Annotated in this window: 19 protein-coding genes; 11 read left to right on the top strand and 8 right to left on the bottom strand. The window is 61.5% G+C overall.

All coding sequences use genetic code 11. The annotated features are described in order from the left end of the window. Positions 1 to 203 precede the first annotated feature (203 nt). The 3 genes from AO065_RS10895 to AO065_RS10885 all read left to right on the top strand — a co-directional run bounded on the left by AO065_RS10895 (position 204) and on the right by AO065_RS10885 (position 3,567). Complete coding sequence (locus AO065_RS10895) at positions 204 to 1,490, top strand: MFS transporter (RefSeq protein WP_004888327.1); 1,287 nt, start codon at positions 204 to 206, stop codon at positions 1,488 to 1,490. 192 nt (positions 1,491 to 1,682) lie between these two features. Beyond that, positions 1,683 to 2,573 carry a KPN_02809 family neutral zinc metallopeptidase gene (gene ypfJ, locus AO065_RS10890; RefSeq protein ID WP_004888329.1) on the top strand — a complete coding sequence of 297 codons (891 nt, stop codon included), beginning with the start codon at positions 1,683 to 1,685 and terminating at the stop codon, positions 2,571 to 2,573. Between the two features lie 4 nt (positions 2,574 to 2,577). After that, a complete protein-coding gene (locus tag AO065_RS10885) occupies positions 2,578 to 3,567 on the top strand; it encodes a hypothetical protein (RefSeq protein ID WP_004888330.1) in 990 nt (329 codons plus the stop codon). A gap of 235 nt (positions 3,568 to 3,802) precedes the next feature. On the opposite strand, the gene AO065_RS10880 is transcribed toward AO065_RS10885, so the two are convergent. The 3 genes from AO065_RS10880 to AO065_RS10870 form a co-directional block, all read right to left on the bottom strand. Then, positions 3,803 to 4,393 (bottom strand): HAD family hydrolase, encoded by a 591-nt coding sequence (locus AO065_RS10880; RefSeq protein ID WP_004888332.1) that lies wholly within the window; start codon positions 4,391 to 4,393, stop codon positions 3,803 to 3,805. Next, positions 4,390 to 5,259: an acyl-CoA thioesterase II gene (tesB, locus tag AO065_RS10875; RefSeq protein WP_004888333.1), complete on the bottom strand. Its 870-nt coding sequence runs from the start codon at positions 5,257 to 5,259 to the stop codon at positions 4,390 to 4,392. Before tesB ends, AO065_RS10880 begins: the two co-directional genes overlap by 4 nt. A 123-nt stretch (positions 5,260 to 5,382) precedes the next feature. Beyond that, a complete protein-coding gene (locus AO065_RS10870) occupies positions 5,383 to 5,952 on the bottom strand; it encodes a GNAT family N-acetyltransferase (RefSeq protein ID WP_004888334.1) in 570 nt (189 codons plus the stop codon). 118 nt (positions 5,953 to 6,070) lie between these two features. On the opposite strand from AO065_RS10870, the gene AO065_RS10865 reads away from it, so the two are divergent. Together AO065_RS10865 and AO065_RS10860 are read left to right on the top strand one after the other, a co-directional pair. Then, positions 6,071 to 6,988, top strand: coding sequence for a histone deacetylase family protein (locus AO065_RS10865; RefSeq protein WP_004888335.1), 918 nt, complete (start codon positions 6,071 to 6,073; stop codon positions 6,986 to 6,988). Between the two features lie 63 nt (positions 6,989 to 7,051). Further along, positions 7,052 to 8,293 carry a TIGR03862 family flavoprotein gene (locus AO065_RS10860; protein ID WP_004888336.1) on the top strand — a complete coding sequence of 414 codons (1,242 nt, stop codon included), beginning with the start codon at positions 7,052 to 7,054 and terminating at the stop codon, positions 8,291 to 8,293. Between the two features lie 49 nt (positions 8,294 to 8,342). Here AO065_RS10860 and AO065_RS10855 read toward each other — a convergent pair whose 3' ends face one another. Both AO065_RS10855 and mdaB read right to left on the bottom strand, forming a co-directional pair. Next, positions 8,343 to 9,239 carry a LysR family transcriptional regulator gene (locus AO065_RS10855; protein WP_004888337.1) on the bottom strand — a complete coding sequence of 299 codons (897 nt, stop codon included), beginning with the start codon at positions 9,237 to 9,239 and terminating at the stop codon, positions 8,343 to 8,345. Positions 9,240 to 9,570: 331 nt separating this feature from the next. Further along, positions 9,571 to 10,155 carry an NADPH:quinone oxidoreductase MdaB gene (gene mdaB / locus AO065_RS10850; protein WP_004888338.1) on the bottom strand — a complete coding sequence of 195 codons (585 nt, stop codon included), beginning with the start codon at positions 10,153 to 10,155 and terminating at the stop codon, positions 9,571 to 9,573. A 191-nt stretch (positions 10,156 to 10,346) separates the two neighbouring features. On the opposite strand from mdaB, the gene AO065_RS10845 reads away from it, so the two are divergent. Further along, on the top strand, positions 10,347 to 10,682 hold the full coding sequence (locus AO065_RS10845; protein ID WP_004888339.1) for a putative quinol monooxygenase: 336 nt from the start codon (positions 10,347 to 10,349) through the stop codon (positions 10,680 to 10,682). Here AO065_RS10845 and AO065_RS10840 read toward each other — a convergent pair. Beyond that, positions 10,636 to 11,400, bottom strand: a complete 765-nt coding sequence (locus AO065_RS10840) for a sulfite exporter TauE/SafE family protein (protein WP_004888340.1) — start codon at positions 11,398 to 11,400, stop codon at positions 10,636 to 10,638. The two genes, AO065_RS10845 and AO065_RS10840, sit on opposite strands and share 47 nt — an antisense overlap. A 99-nt stretch (positions 11,401 to 11,499) precedes the next feature. Here AO065_RS10840 and AO065_RS10835 point away from each other — a divergent pair, with 99 nt between their 5' ends. Then, entirely contained in the window at positions 11,500 to 12,381 is an 882-nt protein-coding gene (locus AO065_RS10835; RefSeq protein ID WP_004888341.1) for a LysR substrate-binding domain-containing protein, read from the top strand. A gap of 378 nt (positions 12,382 to 12,759) precedes the next feature. On the opposite strand, the gene mnmH is transcribed toward AO065_RS10835, so the two are convergent. Further along, on the bottom strand, positions 12,760 to 13,866 hold the full coding sequence (gene mnmH, locus AO065_RS10830; RefSeq protein WP_004887581.1) for a tRNA 2-selenouridine(34) synthase MnmH: 1,107 nt from the start codon (positions 13,864 to 13,866) through the stop codon (positions 12,760 to 12,762). After that, positions 13,866 to 14,900: a selenide, water dikinase SelD gene (selD, locus tag AO065_RS10825; RefSeq protein ID WP_004887583.1), complete on the bottom strand. Its 1,035-nt coding sequence runs from the start codon at positions 14,898 to 14,900 to the stop codon at positions 13,866 to 13,868. The genes mnmH and selD overlap by 1 nt, the downstream gene beginning before the upstream one ends. 235 nt (positions 14,901 to 15,135) lie before the next feature. On the opposite strand from selD, the gene AO065_RS10820 reads away from it, so the two are divergent. Genes AO065_RS10820 through phnE form a run of 4 tightly spaced genes read left to right on the top strand, consistent with a single transcriptional unit; the run spans position 15,136 to position 18,369 of the window. Further along, positions 15,136 to 15,987 carry a putative selenate ABC transporter substrate-binding protein gene (locus tag AO065_RS10820; RefSeq protein WP_004887584.1) on the top strand — a complete coding sequence of 284 codons (852 nt, stop codon included), beginning with the start codon at positions 15,136 to 15,138 and terminating at the stop codon, positions 15,985 to 15,987. Next, positions 15,984 to 16,784, top strand: a complete 801-nt coding sequence (locus tag AO065_RS10815; protein WP_004887586.1) for a phosphonate ABC transporter ATP-binding protein — start codon at positions 15,984 to 15,986, stop codon at positions 16,782 to 16,784. Before AO065_RS10820 ends, AO065_RS10815 begins: the two co-directional genes overlap by 4 nt. Continuing rightward, a complete protein-coding gene (locus AO065_RS10810; protein ID WP_004887587.1) occupies positions 16,778 to 17,605 on the top strand; it encodes a PhnE/PtxC family ABC transporter permease in 828 nt (275 codons plus the stop codon). The genes AO065_RS10815 and AO065_RS10810 overlap by 7 nt, the downstream gene beginning before the upstream one ends. Further along, a complete protein-coding gene (gene phnE, locus AO065_RS10805; RefSeq protein ID WP_004887589.1) occupies positions 17,602 to 18,369 on the top strand; it encodes a phosphonate ABC transporter, permease protein PhnE in 768 nt (255 codons plus the stop codon). The genes AO065_RS10810 and phnE overlap by 4 nt, the downstream gene beginning before the upstream one ends. Positions 18,370 to 18,609 lie beyond the last annotated feature (240 nt).

The raw sequence follows: 18,609 nt of genomic DNA, 5'->3' as shown, positions 1-18,609 counted from the left end.
TCTGGAATGTGGCGCAGATGTGTGCCCAAGCTCCAGCGTTATCCACGTCATGCGCTCGGCTTACTGAATCCCCAGTCTGCGCCACATCGGAAGCAGACGCCGCCCCTCGCGGAAAAAGATCCATCGATTTTTTCGTTAGCATCCTATCTATAAGCTGAGGTATAACCCGTAACGCGATCACACTGCTTCGATGGAAGTCTGTCTTGAACCCTGAATCCCCCGCCGCTTCAACATCCGTCAAACTGTCCAGCCAGCCTGGCTTCATCAGTTTCATCCTGTCGCGCCTGATGGCGGTCTTCGCCATGCAGATTCAGGCCGTGGTCGTCGCCTGGCAGGTCTATGACATGACCCGCGAGCCGATGGCGCTGGCCTACGTCGGCCTGGCCCAGTTCATCCCCATGCTGCTGTTGCTGATGCCTGCGGGCGATCTGATTGATCGCTACAACCGCAAGGTCATCCTGATGATCAGCTGGGGCGTTCAGGCGGTCTGCGGCCTCATTCTGCTGGTCTTTTCGGCCATGAACCTGCAGGACCTGCGGCTGATCTACGGCGCGCTGATGCTTTACGGCTGCGCCCGCGCATTCACCGGTCCTGCTCTGCAGAGCCTGTTGCCGCAGATCGTACCCCGTGAACAACTCGCCTCGGCGATTGCTACCAACAGCGTGATCATGCGCTGCTCGACCGTCGGCGGCCCGCTGATTGGCGGCTACCTGTACTGGCTGGGCGGTGCAGAGCTGACCTATTCGGTGTGTGTGGCTGCGTTCATCGCCGGGATCCTGCTGCTGGCACGTGTCGCGACGCCGTACGCAGGCAAATTGGTGGACCTGAGCGACAGTGCCTGGGGTCGTTTCACCGCCGGGATTGCCTTCATCCGCTCGCGGCCGATCATTCTCGGCACCATCTCCCTGGACCTGTTCGCCGTACTGCTCGGCGGCGTGGTGGCGCTGCTGCCGATCTATGCCCACGAAGTGCTCAATCTGGGACCGCAAGGACTGGGCATGCTGCGCGCCTCAATGAGCCTGGGTGAACTGGCGACTGGCATCTACCTGAGCGTGCGCCCACTGGATCGCAACGTGGGCATGACCATGTTCATGGCCGTCGGGTTGTTCGGGGTGGCGAATCTGGTGTTTGCCCTCTCCACGTTATTCTGGCTGTCGTGCCTGGCGCTCCTGATCGCCGGAGCCGCGGACATGGTCAGCGTTTATATCCGCTCGGCGCTGGTGCAGTTCTCGACACCGGACAACATGCGTGGCCGGGTCAACGCGGTGAACATGCTGTTTATCGGCTCTTCCAACGAGCTTGGCGAATTCCGCGCAGGCACCAGCGCTTCGCTGATCGGCGCGATTCCAGCCGCGATCATGGGCGGCGTCTGTACGCTGGGCGTCGTTGGCGCCTGGATGACCGGCTTCAAAACGCTGCGGCAGGTGGACCGCTTCGCCGACGCCACCCCTACAGAAGTGTCAGACAGCACGCTCGCAAAAGCACACTGAGCCCCAGAGCAGCGCCGCCCGGATTCAGAAAACCGGTATCGCGGCGCCGCTTCTTAGAACCAATCGGTCTCCCCCACCCTCTATACCTCGCATCACGCATTGCGCCGCCCGTGTTTCACTTGGCATGGGACAGGTTGGCGCGTATTGGTTTGACCAGCGACACTCATTGCACGATAAGAAGAGGGATCCGACATGCTCTGGAAAAAAGGCCGACGCAGCGACAACGTGGTCGATGCACGTGGTGAAAGTAGCGGCGGCGGTGGCGGAGGCATGCGCATCGGTGGCAAGGGACTGAGCCTGGGCGGTATCGTGATCGTGGTCGCCATCGGGTTGCTGACCGGTCAGGACCCGATGCAGATTCTGGGACAACTCACCGGCCAGATGACCGAGCAAAGCGCTCCGGCCAACACGCAGACACGTCAGGCGCCACCGGCCAATGATCAGCAGGCCGAGTTCGTGCGCAGCATTCTGGGCGACACCGAAGACACCTGGCGCGCAGTCTTCGCCCAGAACGGTCGTCAGTACAAGGACCCGACGCTGGTGCTGTTCAGCGGCCAGGTGAACTCTGCGTGTGGCTTCGCAACCTCCGCGACCGGCCCGTTCTATTGCCCGGCAGACCAGCAGGTCTATCTGGATCTGGACTTCTTCCGTGAGATGTCGCAACGCTTCTCTGCAGCGGGTGACTTTGCCCAGGCTTACGTGATCGCTCACGAAGTCGGCCACCATGTACAGACCCAGCTCGGCATTTCCGCCAAGGTCGATGCCGCCCGCAAGTCAGGACAGCGCATGGAAGGCAGCACCGGTTTATTGGTCCGCCAGGAGCTTCAGGCTGACTGTTTCGCAGGTGTTTGGGCCTATAACGCACAAAATCGTTTGAACTGGCTTGAGCCGGGTGATATTGAAGAAGCGCTGAACGCAGCCAACGCCATCGGCGATGATCGTCTTCAGCAGCAAAGCAGTGGTCGAGTCGTACCTGACTCCTTTACCCACGGGACGTCGGCCCAGCGAGTACGCTGGTTCAAGACCGGCTTTGCGCAAGGCCAAATCACCCAATGCGATACTTTCGCCGCCAAGAGTCTCTAAGCACATGATTAAACCGCTTCTGGTCCTGTTGTTAAGCACTGCCTTCGTGAGCCTCGGGGCTCATGCCGAGGATCAAGCGGTTAAATCCATCAGCCCGGACCGTCTGGCCATCAATGGCGCCGAGGCGACGCTAGGGCTCAGCCAGGAATGGGTGCATCCGAAACCGAAAATCGAGCGTGTGGTGATCGTGCTGCACGGTCGCCTGCGCAACGCCCAGACCTACCTGCGCAGCATCGAGCGCGCGGCCAACCAGTCCAAGGAACGCGGCAAGACGCTGTTGATCGCGCCGCAGTTTCTGGATGAGAAAGACATTGTTGCCCATCACCTGTCCGACAACATCCTGCGCTGGCGCCAGAACAGCTGGATGGAAGGCGCAACGGCCAGCGATCCCAAGCCCGTCAGCTCGTTTCTGGTGCTGGACCACATCCTCAAGCGCCTGAGCGACAGCAAGCTGTTTCCCAACCTCAAGGAAATCGTGATTGCCGGGCACTCGGGTGGCGCACAGGTGGTGCAACGCTACGCCATGATCGGCGGCAAGGAAGACGCTTTGCTGACCCGCGAAGGCGTGAAGCTGCGCTACGTGATTGCCAACCCGTCGTCCTATGCCTATTTCGATGCCGAGCGGCCCGAGCCCGTGACGGCGCAGGCCTGCCCCAACTTCAACGACTGGAAATACGGCCTCAACAAGATGCCGTTCTATTCCGGCAAGGAAAAACCGGCGGATATCGAAAAAGGCTACGTGAAGCGTGACGTCACCTACCTGCTGGGCGAACTGGATACCGATCGCAACCATCCGGCACTGGACAAGACCTGTGCAGCTGAAGCCCAGGGCGCCTACCGCCTGATCCGCGGCCAGAACTATTTCAGCTACCTGCAGAAGCGTCATCCTGAAGGCCTGAATCAGCGTCTGGTGGTCGTGCCCAAGGTTGGCCATAACGGCGACGGGATCTTTACTTCACCTGAAGGCCAGGCGGTGCTGTTCAAGCCGTTTTGATGGGTAGCACACCAGAAGTGAACTCAACTCAAACTGTGGGAGGCGCCACCACGTCTTCGCCGTAGCGCTGTCGCGCAGTAAATACGGGGCTGTGGGAGGCGGCTTGCCGGCGATGGCGTCAGTTCAGTCACTCAAGGGTCGCCTGAGAAACTGAATCGCCGGCAAGCCGCCTCCCACGGGTTCTGCATTCATTTAGATAAACGCATGTGCTTGGCGCGGACGATGAGGCCGCCTGTCAGTTCAACATCCCGCGCAATGCCACGCAGTCCACGGCATGCCAGTCCGCCAGCTCAGGCCATGGATTCTCCGGCAGGTTGACCAGAATGGTCTTCGCGCCTGCTGCCCGGCCACAGTCCAGATCGTGACGGTAATCGCCGATCATCACCATCTTTTTAGGTTCCACCTCCCAGGCTCTGGCCAGCTTCAACAGGCCAGCCGGATGGGGCTTGGGTGTCGCTTCATCGCGTCCCAGTACGTCGTCTACCGCAAAACAGTCAGCAAGACCGATGGCTTCCAGCGTGATGTGCGCCAGCTCGCGCGCATTGCGGGTAAGAATGCCCAGGCGATAGCCACGCGCCGCCAGCTCACGAACCAGCTCCACAGCGCCATCGGCAGGTAGCGAACCCAACGCGAGTTCACGCTCGTGCTCCAGCAACCAGGCGTGCTTGGCAGCGGATTCAGCCGCGGGCAATGCAGCGAGGTGGCCGAGAATATCGGCGTCCTGCGGAATGCCCAGCTCGCGCTTGATGGCTGGAAAATCGTGCACGGGGACGGTCAGTGTGCCGTCCATGTCGAACACCCAGTGCCGAATGTCATGCAGTGTCATGCCCAATCCTTTCGATGGCGGATCAGCCCTTCCTGACTGACCGAAGCAACCAGTTGCCCGGCGCGGTTGAAGATACTGCCGCGCGAAAAGCCGCGAGAGTTGCCTGCCCACGGGCTGTCCATGGCGTAAAGAAGCCAGTCGTCGGCACGCAGGTCGTTGTGAAACCACAATGAGTGATCGAGGCTGGCCACCTGCATGTCGCGCTGCCAGACGGTTTTGGCATGCGGTTTCAGTGAGGTTGTCAGCAAGTTGAAGTCCGAGGCGTAGGCCAGCATGTACTTGTGCAACGCAGGTGCGTCATTGAGCGTGCCATCGGCCCTGAACCACACATACTTCACCGGCTCGCCGGGTTGCGGGTTATAGGGGTCTTCGGCGGTTACCGGACGAAACTCGATGGGCTTGGGGCGCAGAAACTTGTCATGAACCGCTTCAGGAATCAGGTGCGCACGCTGTTGCATCAGTTCAAGTTCGGAAGGCAGGTTTTCCGGCCCGACAATCTGCGGCATCGGAGCCTGATGCTCAAAGCCCTCTTCGTCGTACTGGAACGACGCGCTGCAGGTGAAGATCGGCTTGCCCTTCTGGATCGCCGTAACGCGACGGGTGCTGAAACTGCCGCCGTCACGCACGCGGTCCACTTGATAGACCACCGGCAGCCCGGCATCGCCAGGACGCAGGAAATAGCCGTGCAGTGAATGAACGTGGCGGTCCTCCTCGACCGTCTGGCTGGCGGCAGACAGCGATTGCCCCAGCACCTGACCGCCGAACAGCTGGCGAAAGCCCAGATCCTGGCTACGACCGCGAAACAGGTTTTCTTCAATAGGTTCCAGCGTCAGCAGCTCAACCAGATCATCCAGCACTTGGCTCATGTTCATTCCTCGCACAAAACGTACCCGCACTCGCCAGGCAACGGCGGTCGGTGTGTTCGCGGCAGGCCCGCAAGGCCTGCACCATTAAAATGAAATGATACAGAAATAAGGCGGCGGGCTCAGTCAGGGTTTCAGGGTATTGAGCCACTGTTCGCGATTGATGCGATAAAGCATGTGCGGCTTGAGCGGGTGTCCGTCCGGCAGGTTGGGATGATCGAAATCATCGGACGGATCGTGCAGCATCCCGATGGCCTGCATCACCTTTTGCGACGGTTCATTGCTCACGGCGGTAAACGACACGATCTCATCCAGCTTCAGGCGCTCGAAGCCGCAGCCCAGCACCGTCCAGGCCGCTTCGCTGGCAAAACCCAGCCCCCAGTGCTCGCGGGCCAGGCGCCAGCCGATCTCGACGGCGGGCGTGAAGTGCGCGTCGAACCCCACGACACCCAGGCCGGTAAAGCCGATGAATGCGCCGTTGTCCTTACGCTCAAGCGCCCACAATCCAAAACCCAGCTCGGCAAAATGCCCACGCATCCGCCCGATCATGGCGGCGCTTTCGAGGCGGCTGAGGGGCTCGGGGAAATACCGCATCACCTGCGGATCGGCGCACATGGCGGCAAACGCAGGCAAATCGTCATCGCGCCACTGCCGCATCAGCAATCGGGCGCTGTCCAGCTTGAGTATCGGTTCCATCGATCTCCCCTGTAACCGTCATCTTCGGGCGCAAGTGTAGTCTGTTGAAGTTGCAGCCAACTGTGCGACACGGCGCATAACTGGCACTATCGGGCTTCGACCTTTGACCGGACGCAAAATGTCCCTGCCGCTGATCTATCACGACGACTACAGCCCGGAGTTTCCGGCTGACCATCGGTTTCCCATGGACAAGTTTCGTCTGTTGCGCGATCACTTGATCGACAGCGGCCTGACCCGCGACGTTCAATTATTACGCCCAGAGCTGTGCCCGGCCGATATTCTGGCCCTGGCACATGACCCCTCTTACATCAGCCGTTACCTGAGTGGCGACCTGTCACGCGAGGACCAGCGCCGTCTCGGCCTGCCCTGGAGCGAGGCACTGGCGCGGCGCACCATCCGTGCCGTGGGCGGCTCGCTGCTGACGGCCGAACAGGCACTCGACCACGGTCTGGCCTGCCATCTGGCGGGTGGCACCCACCATGCGCACTATGATTATCCTGCCGGTTTCTGCATCTTCAACGACCTGGCGGTGATCAGTCAGTACCTGCTGCAGAGCGGCCGCGTGGACAAGGTGCTGATCTTCGACTGCGATGTGCATCAGGGCGATGGCACGGCACGCATTCTGGCGGATACCGAAGACGCCATCACCGTCTCGCTGCACTGCGAAAAGAACTTCCCGGCCCGCAAGGCCCAGAGCGACTGGGATATCCCGCTGCCGATGGGCATGGGCGACAGCGATTACCTGAAAGTCGTCGACGACCTGCTCAACTACCTGCTACCGATCTACAAGCCGGATCTGGTGCTGTATGACGCGGGCGTGGACGTCCACAAGGATGACGCGCTGGGTTATCTGAAGCTTACGGATCAGGGTCTGGCCGATCGCGATGAGGCCGTGCTGCGTCATTGTCTGGGTCGCGACATTCCGGTCATGGGCGTGATCGGTGGCGGTTACAGCAAGGATCGTCAGGCGCTGGCCCGGCGGCACGGCATCCTGCACCACAGCGCGCAACGGGTCTGGCAGGATCTGGGCCTGTGACAGGCCGAGCGGCAAATCTCGGGTAGAATGCCGCTCTTTCCCGCTATCGATATTCAGCTGATCATGACCGACTCCGCCGCCTCCGAACCTCAATCCGTCGCCATCATCGGAGGCGGACCTGCGGGTCTGATGGCGGCCGAAGTATTGAGCCAGGCCGGATTTCGGGTCGATCTGTATGACGGCATGCCGTCGGTGGGGCGCAAGTTTCTGCTGGCCGGGGTCGGTGGCATGAATATCACCCACTCCGAACCCTACCCGGATTTTCTGTCACGCTACTTCGAACGTTCGCCGATGATCGCGCCTTTGCTCAGGCAGTTCGACGCGGATGCCTTGTGCGCGTGGATTCATGATCTGGGTGTCGACACCTTTATCGGCAGCTCGGGACGGGTGTTCCCGACGGACATGAAAGCCGCACCTCTGCTGCGCGCCTGGCTGAAACGCCTGCGGGACGCGGGCGTCATGATCCACACGCGGCATCGCTGGCTGGGCTGGAACGCCGACGGTCGCCTGCGTATCGCCCATCCTGAAGGCGAGTTGACGCTCGAACCTGACGCGACGCTGTTGGCGCTGGGAGGCGCCAGTTGGGCGCGACTGGGCTCCGACGGCGCCTGGGTGCCCTGGCTTGAGGCGCAGCAGGTGAGCGTCGCGCCGCTACAGGCCGCCAATTGCGGCTTTGAGGTCACGGCCTGGAGCGACTTATTGCGAAGCAAGTTCGCCGGTGCGCCATTGAAGAATATCGCCATGGGCCTGCAGGGACAGCCGCTGCGTCTGGGCGAGTGCGTGCTGACCGAAACGGGCGTGGAAGGCAGTCTGGTGTATGCGCTGTCGGCGCAGATCCGGGAGCAGATCAACCTCAGCGGCTCGGCCAGCGTGCAGATCGATTTGCTGCCCGGCAAGTCCCAAGGCGATGTACACAAGGCCCTGAGCAAACCTCGCGGCTCGCGCTCGATGTCCAGACACCTGCACAGCCAGTTGGGTATCGACGGCGCCAAGGCTTCATTGCTGAGAGAGGTGGCACCACGCGAAGCCTTTGATGATCCGGTGCTTTTGAGCCAGGCGATCAAGGCACTGCCATTGCGACTGATCAGGCCACGGCCTATAGACGAAGCCATCAGCACCGCTGGTGGCGTGACGTTTGAGGCCATGGACGAGCGCTTGATGCTCAGGCAACTGCCCGGCGTGTTCTGCGCGGGCGAAATGATCGACTGGGAAACACCGACCGGCGGTTACCTGCTGACCGCCTGTTTCGCCAGCGGGCGGGCTGCCGGGCTGGGAATGGTGGAATGGTTGCGCGACAGGCGGTGATTACTTTTGCGTCGCTGCGGGATGCCTACGCTCGTTATACAAGCCGCAATCACTGCGCGTAGTCTTTCAACTTTTCCTGCATGAAATCCAGAAAACACTGAATCCTCAGCGCCAGCTGCGAGTTGCGGTAGTAGACCGCGTTGATCGGCTGGCGATAACCGCTGTTGGCGTCCTGCAGAATGCCGACCAGCCTTCCGTCCCGCAGGTCTTCGTGGGTCATGAAGTCGGACAGACAGGCAATCCCCACCCCTTCCAGCGCCAGATGACGCAAAGTGTCACCACTGGATGCCACAACCGCAGGTTTGATCGGATAGCGATCGCCCCCGGCATGGCGCAACGGCCAGCGGTTGAGCACTTCCACCTGATTGAATCCCACCAGCGTGTGCTGCGACAACGCTTCGACGGTGTGCGGCGTGCCATGGCGCTCAAGATATGCCGGGCTGGCGACGATGTTCAGCAGGCAACTGCCCAGTGCGCGGGCATGCAGGGTCGAATCCGGCAGAGCGCCTATACGGATGGCGATATCGGTGTTCTGCTCCAGCAGGTCGATGAACCAATCGTCGCTGTCCAGCTCCAGCTGGATATCCGGGTAACGCTGCCGAAACTCCGCCACATGCGGCACCACCGAATGCAGCATGAACGGCGACGCGGCGTTGACGCGCAGGCGCCCGGCCGGTGTCTGCCGTGAAGACATGAGGTGCTCTTCCAGGCTTTCCATCTGTTCGAGAATGAGCCGCGCACGCGCCAGGAAGAACTTGCCCTCTTCGGTCAGGTCCATGCGCCGCGTAGTGCGGTTGATCAGCGTGGTCTCAAGCTTGGCCTCGAGCCGCGACAAGGTGCGGCTGATCCCGGACGGCGTCTGCCCCATCTTCTCGGCGGCGGCGGAAATGGAGCCGCTTTCGATCACCGAAACGAACACCTGCAATTCATCGGACCTGGCTTTCACTGTTGTCCCCTGCTCAAGAGTCCGGGGATATTAGCGGTGTTTCAAGCAAAGGCGTGAGTTGTGCTGATCGTTCCCACGCTCGGAGTGCCTGCGCATCAAGACTTAAACGGCAGGGACTGAGTGAATACAGATACCGCGGGAGATGCCCCTGTGTCTCTGACACAGCGCTGTCTTGCAGCAAACACTGGACCGTGGGAGGCGGCTTGCCGGCGATGCAGTAGACGCGGTATGTCAGGAACATCGCGTCATCGTTCATCGTCGGCAAACCGCCTCCCACAATCCGTTGGTGCCGCAAGACCTGCGTCCAACACAGAATGCAGGGACAATCACCTCAAACGCCAAACACCTTGGCCAGATGCGCTTCATACCGTTTCACATCACCCTCGATGTTCGGCATCTTCATCACATCCACCGCCAGAAAGGTCGGCAGGCCGGTCATGCCTAGGAACTGGTTGGACTTGTGAAACGGGAAGTACACGGCATCAACGCCTTTGGCCTCAAAGAAATCCGATGCGTCATCGAACGCTTGCTGCGGTGCATTCCAGGTCGCGGAGATCATGTACTGCTTGCCATGCAGCAAACCGCCGCTGCCGTATTTCTGCGAGGCATCGGAACGGGTGCGGCCGTCGTTGGCGTACAGGCTGCCGTGCCCTTCGGTGAACACTTCGTCGATGTACTTCTTCACGGTCCACGGCGCGCCCATCCACCAACCCGGCATTTGCCAGACGATGACGTCGGCCCACAGAAACTTGTGCACTTCTTCAGCCACGTCATAACCACCGTCGATGAAGGTTTCCTTGACGTCGTAACCGGCGCGGTCCATGAACGCCACTCCGGCTTCATGCAGCGTCGCGTTGTAGCGGCCGTCGGAGTGGGCAAACTGTTTGCCGCCGTTGAGAAACAATACTTTCTTCATGCCAGACCTCTGGATGTTCGGCCATGCCTTATGGTTCGGCTGGGCCAGTCATTAATCGATGGGGGCAAGAATAAAGACGAAGTGGCTTGAGAATAAGCCGAGGGAGGACAAATCACTTTTGCCTTAGCGTCACGAATCAGCACAACATTGTTGATTTAGAATGCGATCACTTTCAGCAGAGGACCACCCAGATGAGCGACCAATACGGCTTCATCCTTCATGCCCACACCCGCCCTGAAAAGTCAGCGGAGTTCGAAGCGCTATTCAGTTCCTACGTTGCGCAGAGCCGCAGCGAGCCAGGCTGCATCGAATACCACATGTTGCGCGATCAGCAGGATCCGGCGCTGTTCATCTTTTTTGAGGTGTGGGCCTCAAAAGAGGATCTGGACGTTCACTCTGCGCAGCCGCACATGAAAGCGTTCGCTGAAAAGCGTTTTGAATACCTGGTCAGCGACTTCGACATTCGCCGCATCGGCATGCTCAGCCCTTCACCAGCAAGTGCAGCCCCAGTAGCGCCATCCCGATAAAGAAAGTGCGCTTGAACATCACGGCGCTGATCCGCGCTCGCAACCATTGGCCGAGCAGCATGCCCAGCAGCGCCGGGAGCAGCGCCAGCAATGAAGCGCCCAGCTCGCTGCCGCCGAGCGCGCCGGTCGAGGACAGACCGATGGCCAGCGCCAGCGTCGAAACCGTGAACGAGAGCCCCAGCGCCTGCACCAGTTGATGACGCTCCAGGCCCAGAGCCTGCAGATACGGCACGGCAGGAATCACGAACACGCCTGTCATCGAGGTGATGATGCCGGTGAGCAGGCCGCATACCGGGCCCAGCCAGCGCTCGGTGTGCGGGGCTACCTTGAGCGTCGGCAGGAACAACCCGCTCAGCGCATACAGCAGCAGCGCCCCGCCCAACGCACGCGTCATGGAATGATCGCCGTTCATGCCCAGCCAGAACGAGCCTGCCAAAGTACCGACAAAGACCATCACCAGCATCGGCCAGAGACGACGGATCAACCCGCCCAGGTGCCCGCCTGTCGCCAGTTGCCAGAAGTTAGTCACGATGGATGGGATGATCAGCAAGGCGGCAGCCTGCGCCGGGAGCATAGCCAGCCCCAACAAACCCATGGCCACCGTCGGCAGGCCCAGGCCGATCACGCCTTTGACGGTGCCCGCCAGCAGGAAGGTGCAGAAGACCAACGCAATCAGACCGATGCCGAGCGCTTGATACGTATCGAAGAGTGTATTCATGACGCGATTCTGGACGTTCCAGAGCGTACTGAAAATCTGGCATATACTGAGCCAGCCTCTGGCATGGACAGAGGCTGATCAGCGAGGAATATTCTTTACATGAACTTCGACCTCACCGATCTGCGCCTTTTTCAGCACGTGATCGAGACCGGCAGCATCACTGCCGCCGCAACACGCAGTCATCTGTCACTGCCATCGGCCAGCGCGCGCGTTCGGGCGATGGAGGCGTCGTTGCAGGCGCCACTGCTTGAACGAGGCCGACGGGGCGTGACACCAACGCCTGCGGGCAAGGCGCTGGCCCAGCATGCACGGGTGATCCTGCAACAGGTCGAACGCATGCAGTTCGATCTCGCTGATTACGCCAAGGGTTTCAAAGGTCAGGTCCGGCTGCTGTGCAACACCTCGACGCTGAGCGAGCACCTGCCGGAACGGTTGGCCGACTTTCTGGTGGCGCATCCCAACATCGACGTAGATCTTCAGGAACAGACCAGCCTGCGCATCCTGCATGCGTTGCGTCACGGGACGGCAGACATCGGGATCGTGTCAGACGCTGTAGATGCCAGCGACCTGCAAACCCTGCCCTTTCGTGACGATCCGCTGACACTGGTCATGCCGCTTGATCATCCGTTGAGCGAGCTGACCCGTGTCAGCTTCGCAGAGGCGTTGGACGATGAGTTTGTCGGCCTGTCGGTCAACAGCGCGCTGGGCATTCATATCGAAGAACAGGCGTTACACATGGGCCAGCGCATGCGCATCAGGGTCCGCGCCGAAGGGTTTGATGGTGTATTGCGCATGGTCGCCCACGGCGCCGGACTGGGCATCGTGCCGCAGGCAGCAATCGACCGCGCCCCGCGCCCACTGCGCTTTGCCGCAGTGCGATTGAGCGATCCCTGGGCCGACCGCAAATTGCTGCTCTGCGCCGCAGACTTCAACGCCCTGCCCGGTTACGCCAGGGCGCTGCTGGATGCGTTGAGGCAGTAACACTGATCAACAACGGACGCGGAGCGTCCTGGGCACAGACTGANGAGCGGCATTCCCACGCGGAGCGTAGGAACGATCAGCATGATCTCAAGCACGCCGATCATGCCCATGCTTGTGCTCAGCGTTATACCCGAGCCTTACTGCGACCACGGACTGTGGGAGGCGGCTTGCCGGCGATGCTTTTTCTGACGCGACCTATTAGTGACTGGACTGACGCCATCGCCGGCAAGCCGCCTCCCACGAGGTATGCATTAAGTCAGTCACTTTCGTTTTACCCCCCGTTTTTCGCGTCTTGCGGACTTGTGTATAACGATGAGCGCAGAGCGTAGGAACGATCAGTGATCTTGACGCGGCGGACGCGCCGGGGAATGGCAACGATCACGACAGCGCTTTTGCCTTGCGCTCACGCAAGTACGCGACCACCTCGTTCTGAGTCCCGGCGAACTCGATACGTGAAGCCTTGTGCTCGCGCTGGTAGGCGTACATTGGGTCGTAGTATTCGCCGAGCAGGCCTTCGATCCAGCCACGGTGCAGATCAACCTTGCCGCTGCGTCGCTGTTCATCGAGCGCGTCCTGCATGATGGCTTGCAGTCGCTGCAAGCGCTCGCCGCCAAGGCGCTTGTGGATGTTTTTCAGACTTTGCAGCAGGCGCTCGGCGAACAGGTCGAAGCCGGTTTCCTCGCCATGCAGGCTGATGAACTCGGCACACAGGTCGGTCACGTAATCGCGAAGAATACGCTCGACCCGGTTTTCGAAACTGTCCTCCAGCCAGACCATCGAGCAGTCCTGCATGGTCTGGTGCAGTTCCAGCGGCACGTTGCAACTGCCCACCAGACGGCTTTCGTCTTCCAGCACGAACTGCTCGATACCGGCATCGCGCTTCTTGAGCAGGTCGATGGCCAGACGGTTTTCGAAATCGATCTGCGCCGGCTGGCCGGTCGCCCGCTTGCCGAAGCTGGAACCTCGGTGGTTGGCGATGCCTTCCAGATCAAGGCTATTGGCAAGCTGGGTAACCACCTCGGTCTTGCCCGTACCCGTCATACCGCCGAGCACCACGAAATCGCACTCGGTCACCGCATCGTGCAGGGTGTCGAGCAGGAAGGTTCGCATCGCCTTGTAGCCGCCAATGATCCGCGGATAATCGACGCCCGCCTCCTGCAACCAGCGCTGCACGGTCTGTGAACGCAGACCGCCACGGAAGCAGTACAGGTAGCCATGCGGGTTGGCTTTGGCGAATGCCAGCCAGGCCTCGACGCGCTCATCCTTGACCGGCCCGCAGACCAGTTGGTGGCCCAGCGTGATCGCCGCATCCTGCCCATGTTGCTTGTAGCAGGTGCCGACCTTCTGCCGCTCGATGTCAGTCATCAACGGCAGGTTGATCACGCCCGGAAACGCACCCTTGGAGAACTCCACCGGCGCCCGGGCATCCATCATCGGCACATCGTTGAGAAACAGAGCGCGGTAATCACTGCTGTTGTCGGCCATCAGAACACCTCGACGGCGTGGGTCTGTCGCTCACGCAATGTGCCGATAGGGTTCAGTTGCAGGCCCAATTCGGCAGCCACTGCCAGAAACTCCGCCTCACCTTCCGGGGTGACCGCGACCAGCAGACCGCCACTGGTCTGCGGGTCGCACAACAGATCGCGCTGGGCGTCGCTCAGCGATGCGATCTTGTCGCCATAACTTTCAAAGTTGCGCAACGTACCGCCCGGCACGCAGCCTTCGGCGATGTAATGCTCGACACCCGGCAGACGCGGCACGGCGGCGTAATCCAGACGCGCCGTCAGCCCTGCGCCATCGGCCATTTCGACCAGATGGCCCAACAGACCGAAACCGGTGACGTCAGTCATCGCCATCACGCCAGCCAGTTTGCCGAAACGGCTGCCGGGCTTGTTCAGGGTGCACATCCAGTCACGCGCCAGACCGACGTCCTGCTCGCGCAGCTTCGCCTTCTTCTCGGCGGTGGTCAGAATGCCGATACCCAACGGCTTGGTCAGGTACAGCGTGCAGCCTGCCAGCGCGGTGTCGTTGCGTTTCATGTGTTTTTTCTGCACGACGCCGGTAACCGCCAGGCCGAAGATCGGCTCGGGCGCATCGATGGAATGCCCACCTGCCAGCGGAATACCGGCTGCATCACAGACCGCACGGCCGCCGCGAATCACTTCGCGGGCCACTTCAGGCGGCAGCACATTGACCGGCCAGCCGAGGATGGCGATGGCCATCAGCGGATCGCCGCCCATCGCATAGATATCGCTGATTGCATTGGTTGCCGCGATGCGGCCGAAATCGAACGGATCGTCGACGATGGGCATGAAGAAGTCGGTCGTCGAGACCACGCCGCGCTCATCGTCCAGCGCATAGACAGCGGCATCGTCACGCGAGGCGTTGCCGACCCACAGGTTGGGGTCAAGGTTCTGCGCGCCACTGCCGGCCAGGATCACGTCCAGCACCTTGGGGGAAATCTTGCAGCCACACCCAGCTCCGTGACTGTACTGGGTCAGGCGGATTGGCTCACTCATCGCGACACTCTCGGTAACGGGGAAACAGGCTGCGGAGTCTAGGGTCTGTTGCGGTTTCAGCGCAAACGGCGTCGCCGTTCGGTCATGCCATCAACACGATGCGCCTGCCGAACTGGCCTTTCTCGCCGCGCCTCTTATAATCCCGCGCTCCAGTACTGAATCCATCGAAGCGTGCCTGCTTGTCCAGAGTCGCTTTGCCTTGTCGTTTTTTCCGCTATTGAACCGGAGAACTTTCATGCTCAAGCGTACCCTGGCGCTCGCCGCCGGCCTTGCCCTGTCCTTTACCGCACTGACCAGCCACGCGGCCGATGTGCTGCGCGTGTCGGCCATTCCCGACGAAGCACCGACCGAACTGCTGCGCAAGTTCAAGCCGCTGGGTGCCTACCTGGAGCAGCGACTGGGCATGAAGGTCGAGTTCGTTCCGGTTGCCGATTACCCCGCGGTGGTCGAAGCGCTGGCCACCGACCGTCTGGACATGGCCTGGCTGGGCGGCTTCACCTTCGTGCAGGTCAACCTCAAGACCGGCAACGCCGTGCCCTTGGTACAGCGTGAGCAGGACGCCCAGTTCACCAGCAAATTCATCACCTCCGATCCGAACGTGAAAAGCCTGGCGGACCTGAAAGGCAAGACCTTCGCCTTCGGCTCGGTGTCGTCCACGTCCGGCAGCCTGATGCCGCGCTACTTCATGCTCAAGGAAGACATCAAGCCGGAAACCTTCTTCAGCCGCGTGGCCTACTCCGGCGCGCATGACGCCACGGCCGCCTGGGTTCAGGCGGGCAAGGTCGATGCGGGCGTGTTGAATGCCAGCGTGTGGGACAAACTGGTCGCCAACGGCAAGGTTGACACCAGCAAGGTGCGCGTCTTCGCCACCACGCCGACCTACTTCGATTACAACTGGACCGTGCGCGGCACCCTGGACAAGGGTCTGGCGGCGAAGATCAAACAGGCCTTCCTGGACCTGGACCCGGCCAACCCGGAGCAGAAAGCGATTCTTGATCTGCAGGCGGCCAGCCGCTTCATCGAGACCAAGCCGGAAAACTACAAGGGCATCGAAGAGGCTGCCCGCGCTGCCGACCTGCTGAAATGACGCTGCGCCTGTCCGGGATAGACCTGCGCCACAGCAACGGTACGCTCGCGCTGCGGGGCCTGGAACTGAGCATCGCGCAGGGCGAGCGGGTGGCGATCATCGGTCCGTCCGGGGCGGGCAAGACCACGCTGCTCAACCTGCTGGCCAGCGCCCTGCCGCCCAGCGCGGGGCAACTGGAAATTCTGGGAACCAGTCCCTGGCAGCTTTCCAGTCGGCAGCGCCAGCAACTGCGCCGTCGTATTGCGCTGATCCATCAGGCCCCGCCTCTGCCGCCGCGTCAGCGCGTGGTGACAGCCGTGCTGGCTGGCAAGCTCGGTGAATGGGGATTGGGCAAGTCCTTGCTGAACCTGCTGCACCCACTCGACGTGCCGGGCGCGCGCAACGTGCTGGCGCGGCTGGATCTGGCGGACAAGCTGTTCGTGCGTTGCCAGCAGCTGTCCGGCGGGCAACTGCAACGGGTCGGCATCGCCCGCGCCCTGTATCAGGCCCCGGAAGTGATGCTGGCGGACGAGCCGGTCTCGGCGATGGACCCGCGTCTGGCGGACCACACTCTGGCGCTGCTGTGTCAGCACGCCATCGAACACGGCGTGACGCTGGTCGCCAGTCTGCATGCCGTTGAGCTGGCCTTGGCGCATTTTCCGCGCATCATCGGTGTACGGGACGGGCAGATTCATTTCGACCTGAACGCCAGCGACGTCAGCCGGGAACACCTCGATACGCTGTACGCCAACGAACAGTTGAGCACACCGGCCATCACCGAAACACCTGCCACTGCGCCCTGGACGCCGCGATGCTGAGTCGTGATCGACGCGACCCGGCCGCCATACCGCGTCTGTTACTGGCGCTGCTGGCGGTCGCGCTGCTCTGGCCGGGCATTCGCCTGGCTGAGCTTGATCCCACCGTTTTACTTAAAGCGGAAAATGCCCGAACCATGGGCAGTTTTGTCGCCGGCTTCTGGCCGCCCGCCCATGACCCCGAGTTTCTGACGCTGCTGATCGACGCCACCCTGCAGACGCTGGCGATTGCCACGGCGGGCATGGCTCTGGCGCTGCTGCTGGCCATACCGGCAAGCCTGCTGGCGAGCTCGGCGCTGTCCTTGTCGGCCGCCTCTCGTGCAGGACAGCCCGGCTGGCTCGGTCAGTGCTTGCGCTGGCCTGCGCGCGGTCTGTTGATTTTCCTGCGCAGCGTGCCGGAAATTGTCTGGGCGCTGCTGTTCGTGCGCGCCGTCGGGCTGGGTCCGACAGCGGGTGTGCTGGCCATCGCCATTACCTACGCAGGCATGCTGGGCAAGGTTTACGCCGAGATCTTCGAGTCCGTTGATCAACGCCCGGCCCACGCTCTGATGCAGGCGGGCAGCGGACGATTAGCCGCGCTTGTGTACGGCATCCTGCCCAATGCCGCTGCCGAACTGACGTCGTACACGGTCTATCGCTGGGAATGCGCGGTCCGCGCATCGGTGGTGATGGGCTTCGTCGGCGCAGGCGGACTGGGCCAACAGATCGATCTGTCGATGCGCATGTTCGCCGGTGCCGAAGTGGCGAGCATGCTGCTGACCTTTCTGGTGCTGGTGCTGCTCGCCGATCAGTTGAGCCGTCTGCTGCGCGGGAGGTTCGCATGAGGCGGGCTGGCAACTGGCTGTTGTTGATCGCGATCATTGCGGCAGTGATCGGCTCGTTCGTTTATCTGGGCATGGACCTGTTCGGCCTGAGCAGCCCTGAAAGCCTGACGCAGATGGGCCGCTACGCCTTGCGCTTCATGAGCCCGGACCTGAGCGCCGGTCACTTGCAGGCCATCGGCAAGGGCGCACTGGAAACCCTGGCGATGTCGGCGCTCGGCACACTGCTGTCGGTGATCGGTGGATTATTGCTGGCCCTACCTGCTGCCGGTCGCCTGGGCTGGCCGCTGCGCAGCCTGAGCCGTCTGCTGCTCAATGCGTTGCGGGCCATTCCGGAACTGGTGTGGGCGGTGCTGATGGTGTTGGCCGCAGGGCTTGGACCCAACGCGGGCACCTTGGCACTGGCACTGCATACCACAGGCGTGCTGGGTCGCTTGTTCGCCGAAGCGCTGGAAAACACCGCCCCGGAACCCGCCGCTGCGATTCGTCTGCAGGGCGGCAGCGCATGGCAAGCGTTCTGCTACGGCACGCTGCCCAATCTCTGGCCGCAACTGCTGGCGTACACTCTGTATCGCTGGGAGAACAACATTCGCATGGCAAGCATTCTGGGTTTCGTCGGCGCGGGTGGCCTGGGACAGATGCTCTATGTCAGCCTCAGCCTGTTCCAGGAAGCCCAGGCCAGCACCGTCATCCTCGCGATGCTGGTACTGGTGTTTGCCGTGGATGCGCTGAGCGGCTGGAGCCGTCAGCGGTGGGTGCGTGGTTGATCACCAGAGATATGCGGATCCTGTGGGAGGCGCCACCAAGGATTCAACCTTGCGCTGTCGCGCAGCAAACGCGGGACTGTGGGAGGGGGCTTGCCCGCGATGAACGATGACGCGATTTTCCTGACCTACCTCGCCGACTGCATCGCCGGCAAGTCGCCTCCCACGGTCCGGTGATTGCGGGAAGCAAGCGGTGTGTCAGGTGTACAGACACAGCCACCAGCTCGCCGCGATACTTCCGGG

This window comes from Pseudomonas viridiflava, assembly GCF_001642795.1.
GTDB classification, from domain to species: domain Bacteria; phylum Pseudomonadota; class Gammaproteobacteria; order Pseudomonadales; family Pseudomonadaceae; genus Aquipseudomonas; species Aquipseudomonas viridiflava.
This window is presented reverse-complemented; position numbering and strand designations above follow the sequence as displayed.

Bases quoted from the DNA above. Each gene is read 5' to 3' on its own strand.
- AO065_RS10835 (WP_004888341.1), top strand. From the start codon at position 11,500: ATGAACTTCGACCTCACCGATCTGCGCCTTTTTCAGCACGTGATCGAG.
- AO065_RS10820 (WP_004887584.1), top strand. From the start codon at position 15,136: ATGCTCAAGCGTACCCTGGCGCTCGCCGCCGGCCTTGCCCTGTCCTTT.
- mdaB (WP_004888338.1), bottom strand. From the start codon at position 10,155: ATGAAGAAAGTATTGTTTCTCAACGGCGGCAAACAGTTTGCCCACTCC.
- AO065_RS10810 (WP_004887587.1), top strand. From the start codon at position 16,778: ATGCTGAGTCGTGATCGACGCGACCCGGCCGCCATACCGCGTCTGTTA.
- AO065_RS10865 (WP_004888335.1), top strand. From the start codon at position 6,071: ATGTCCCTGCCGCTGATCTATCACGACGACTACAGCCCGGAGTTTCCG.
- phnE (WP_004887589.1), top strand. From the start codon at position 17,602: ATGAGGCGGGCTGGCAACTGGCTGTTGTTGATCGCGATCATTGCGGCA.
- selD (WP_004887583.1), bottom strand. From the start codon at position 14,900: ATGAGTGAGCCAATCCGCCTGACCCAGTACAGTCACGGAGCTGGGTGT.
- AO065_RS10880 (WP_004888332.1), bottom strand. From the start codon at position 4,393: ATGACACTGCATGACATTCGGCACTGGGTGTTCGACATGGACGGCACA.
- AO065_RS10845 (WP_004888339.1), top strand. From the start codon at position 10,347: ATGAGCGACCAATACGGCTTCATCCTTCATGCCCACACCCGCCCTGAA.
- AO065_RS10885 (WP_004888330.1), top strand. From the start codon at position 2,578: ATGATTAAACCGCTTCTGGTCCTGTTGTTAAGCACTGCCTTCGTGAGC.
- AO065_RS10815 (WP_004887586.1), top strand. From the start codon at position 15,984: ATGACGCTGCGCCTGTCCGGGATAGACCTGCGCCACAGCAACGGTACG.
- AO065_RS10860 (WP_004888336.1), top strand. From the start codon at position 7,052: ATGACCGACTCCGCCGCCTCCGAACCTCAATCCGTCGCCATCATCGGA.
- mnmH (WP_004887581.1), bottom strand. From the start codon at position 13,866: ATGGCCGACAACAGCAGTGATTACCGCGCTCTGTTTCTCAACGATGTG.
- tesB (WP_004888333.1), bottom strand. From the start codon at position 5,259: ATGAGCCAAGTGCTGGATGATCTGGTTGAGCTGCTGACGCTGGAACCT.
- AO065_RS10870 (WP_004888334.1), bottom strand. From the start codon at position 5,952: ATGGAACCGATACTCAAGCTGGACAGCGCCCGATTGCTGATGCGGCAG.
- AO065_RS10840 (WP_004888340.1), bottom strand. From the start codon at position 11,400: ATGAATACACTCTTCGATACGTATCAAGCGCTCGGCATCGGTCTGATT.
- ypfJ (WP_004888329.1), top strand. From the start codon at position 1,683: ATGCTCTGGAAAAAAGGCCGACGCAGCGACAACGTGGTCGATGCACGT.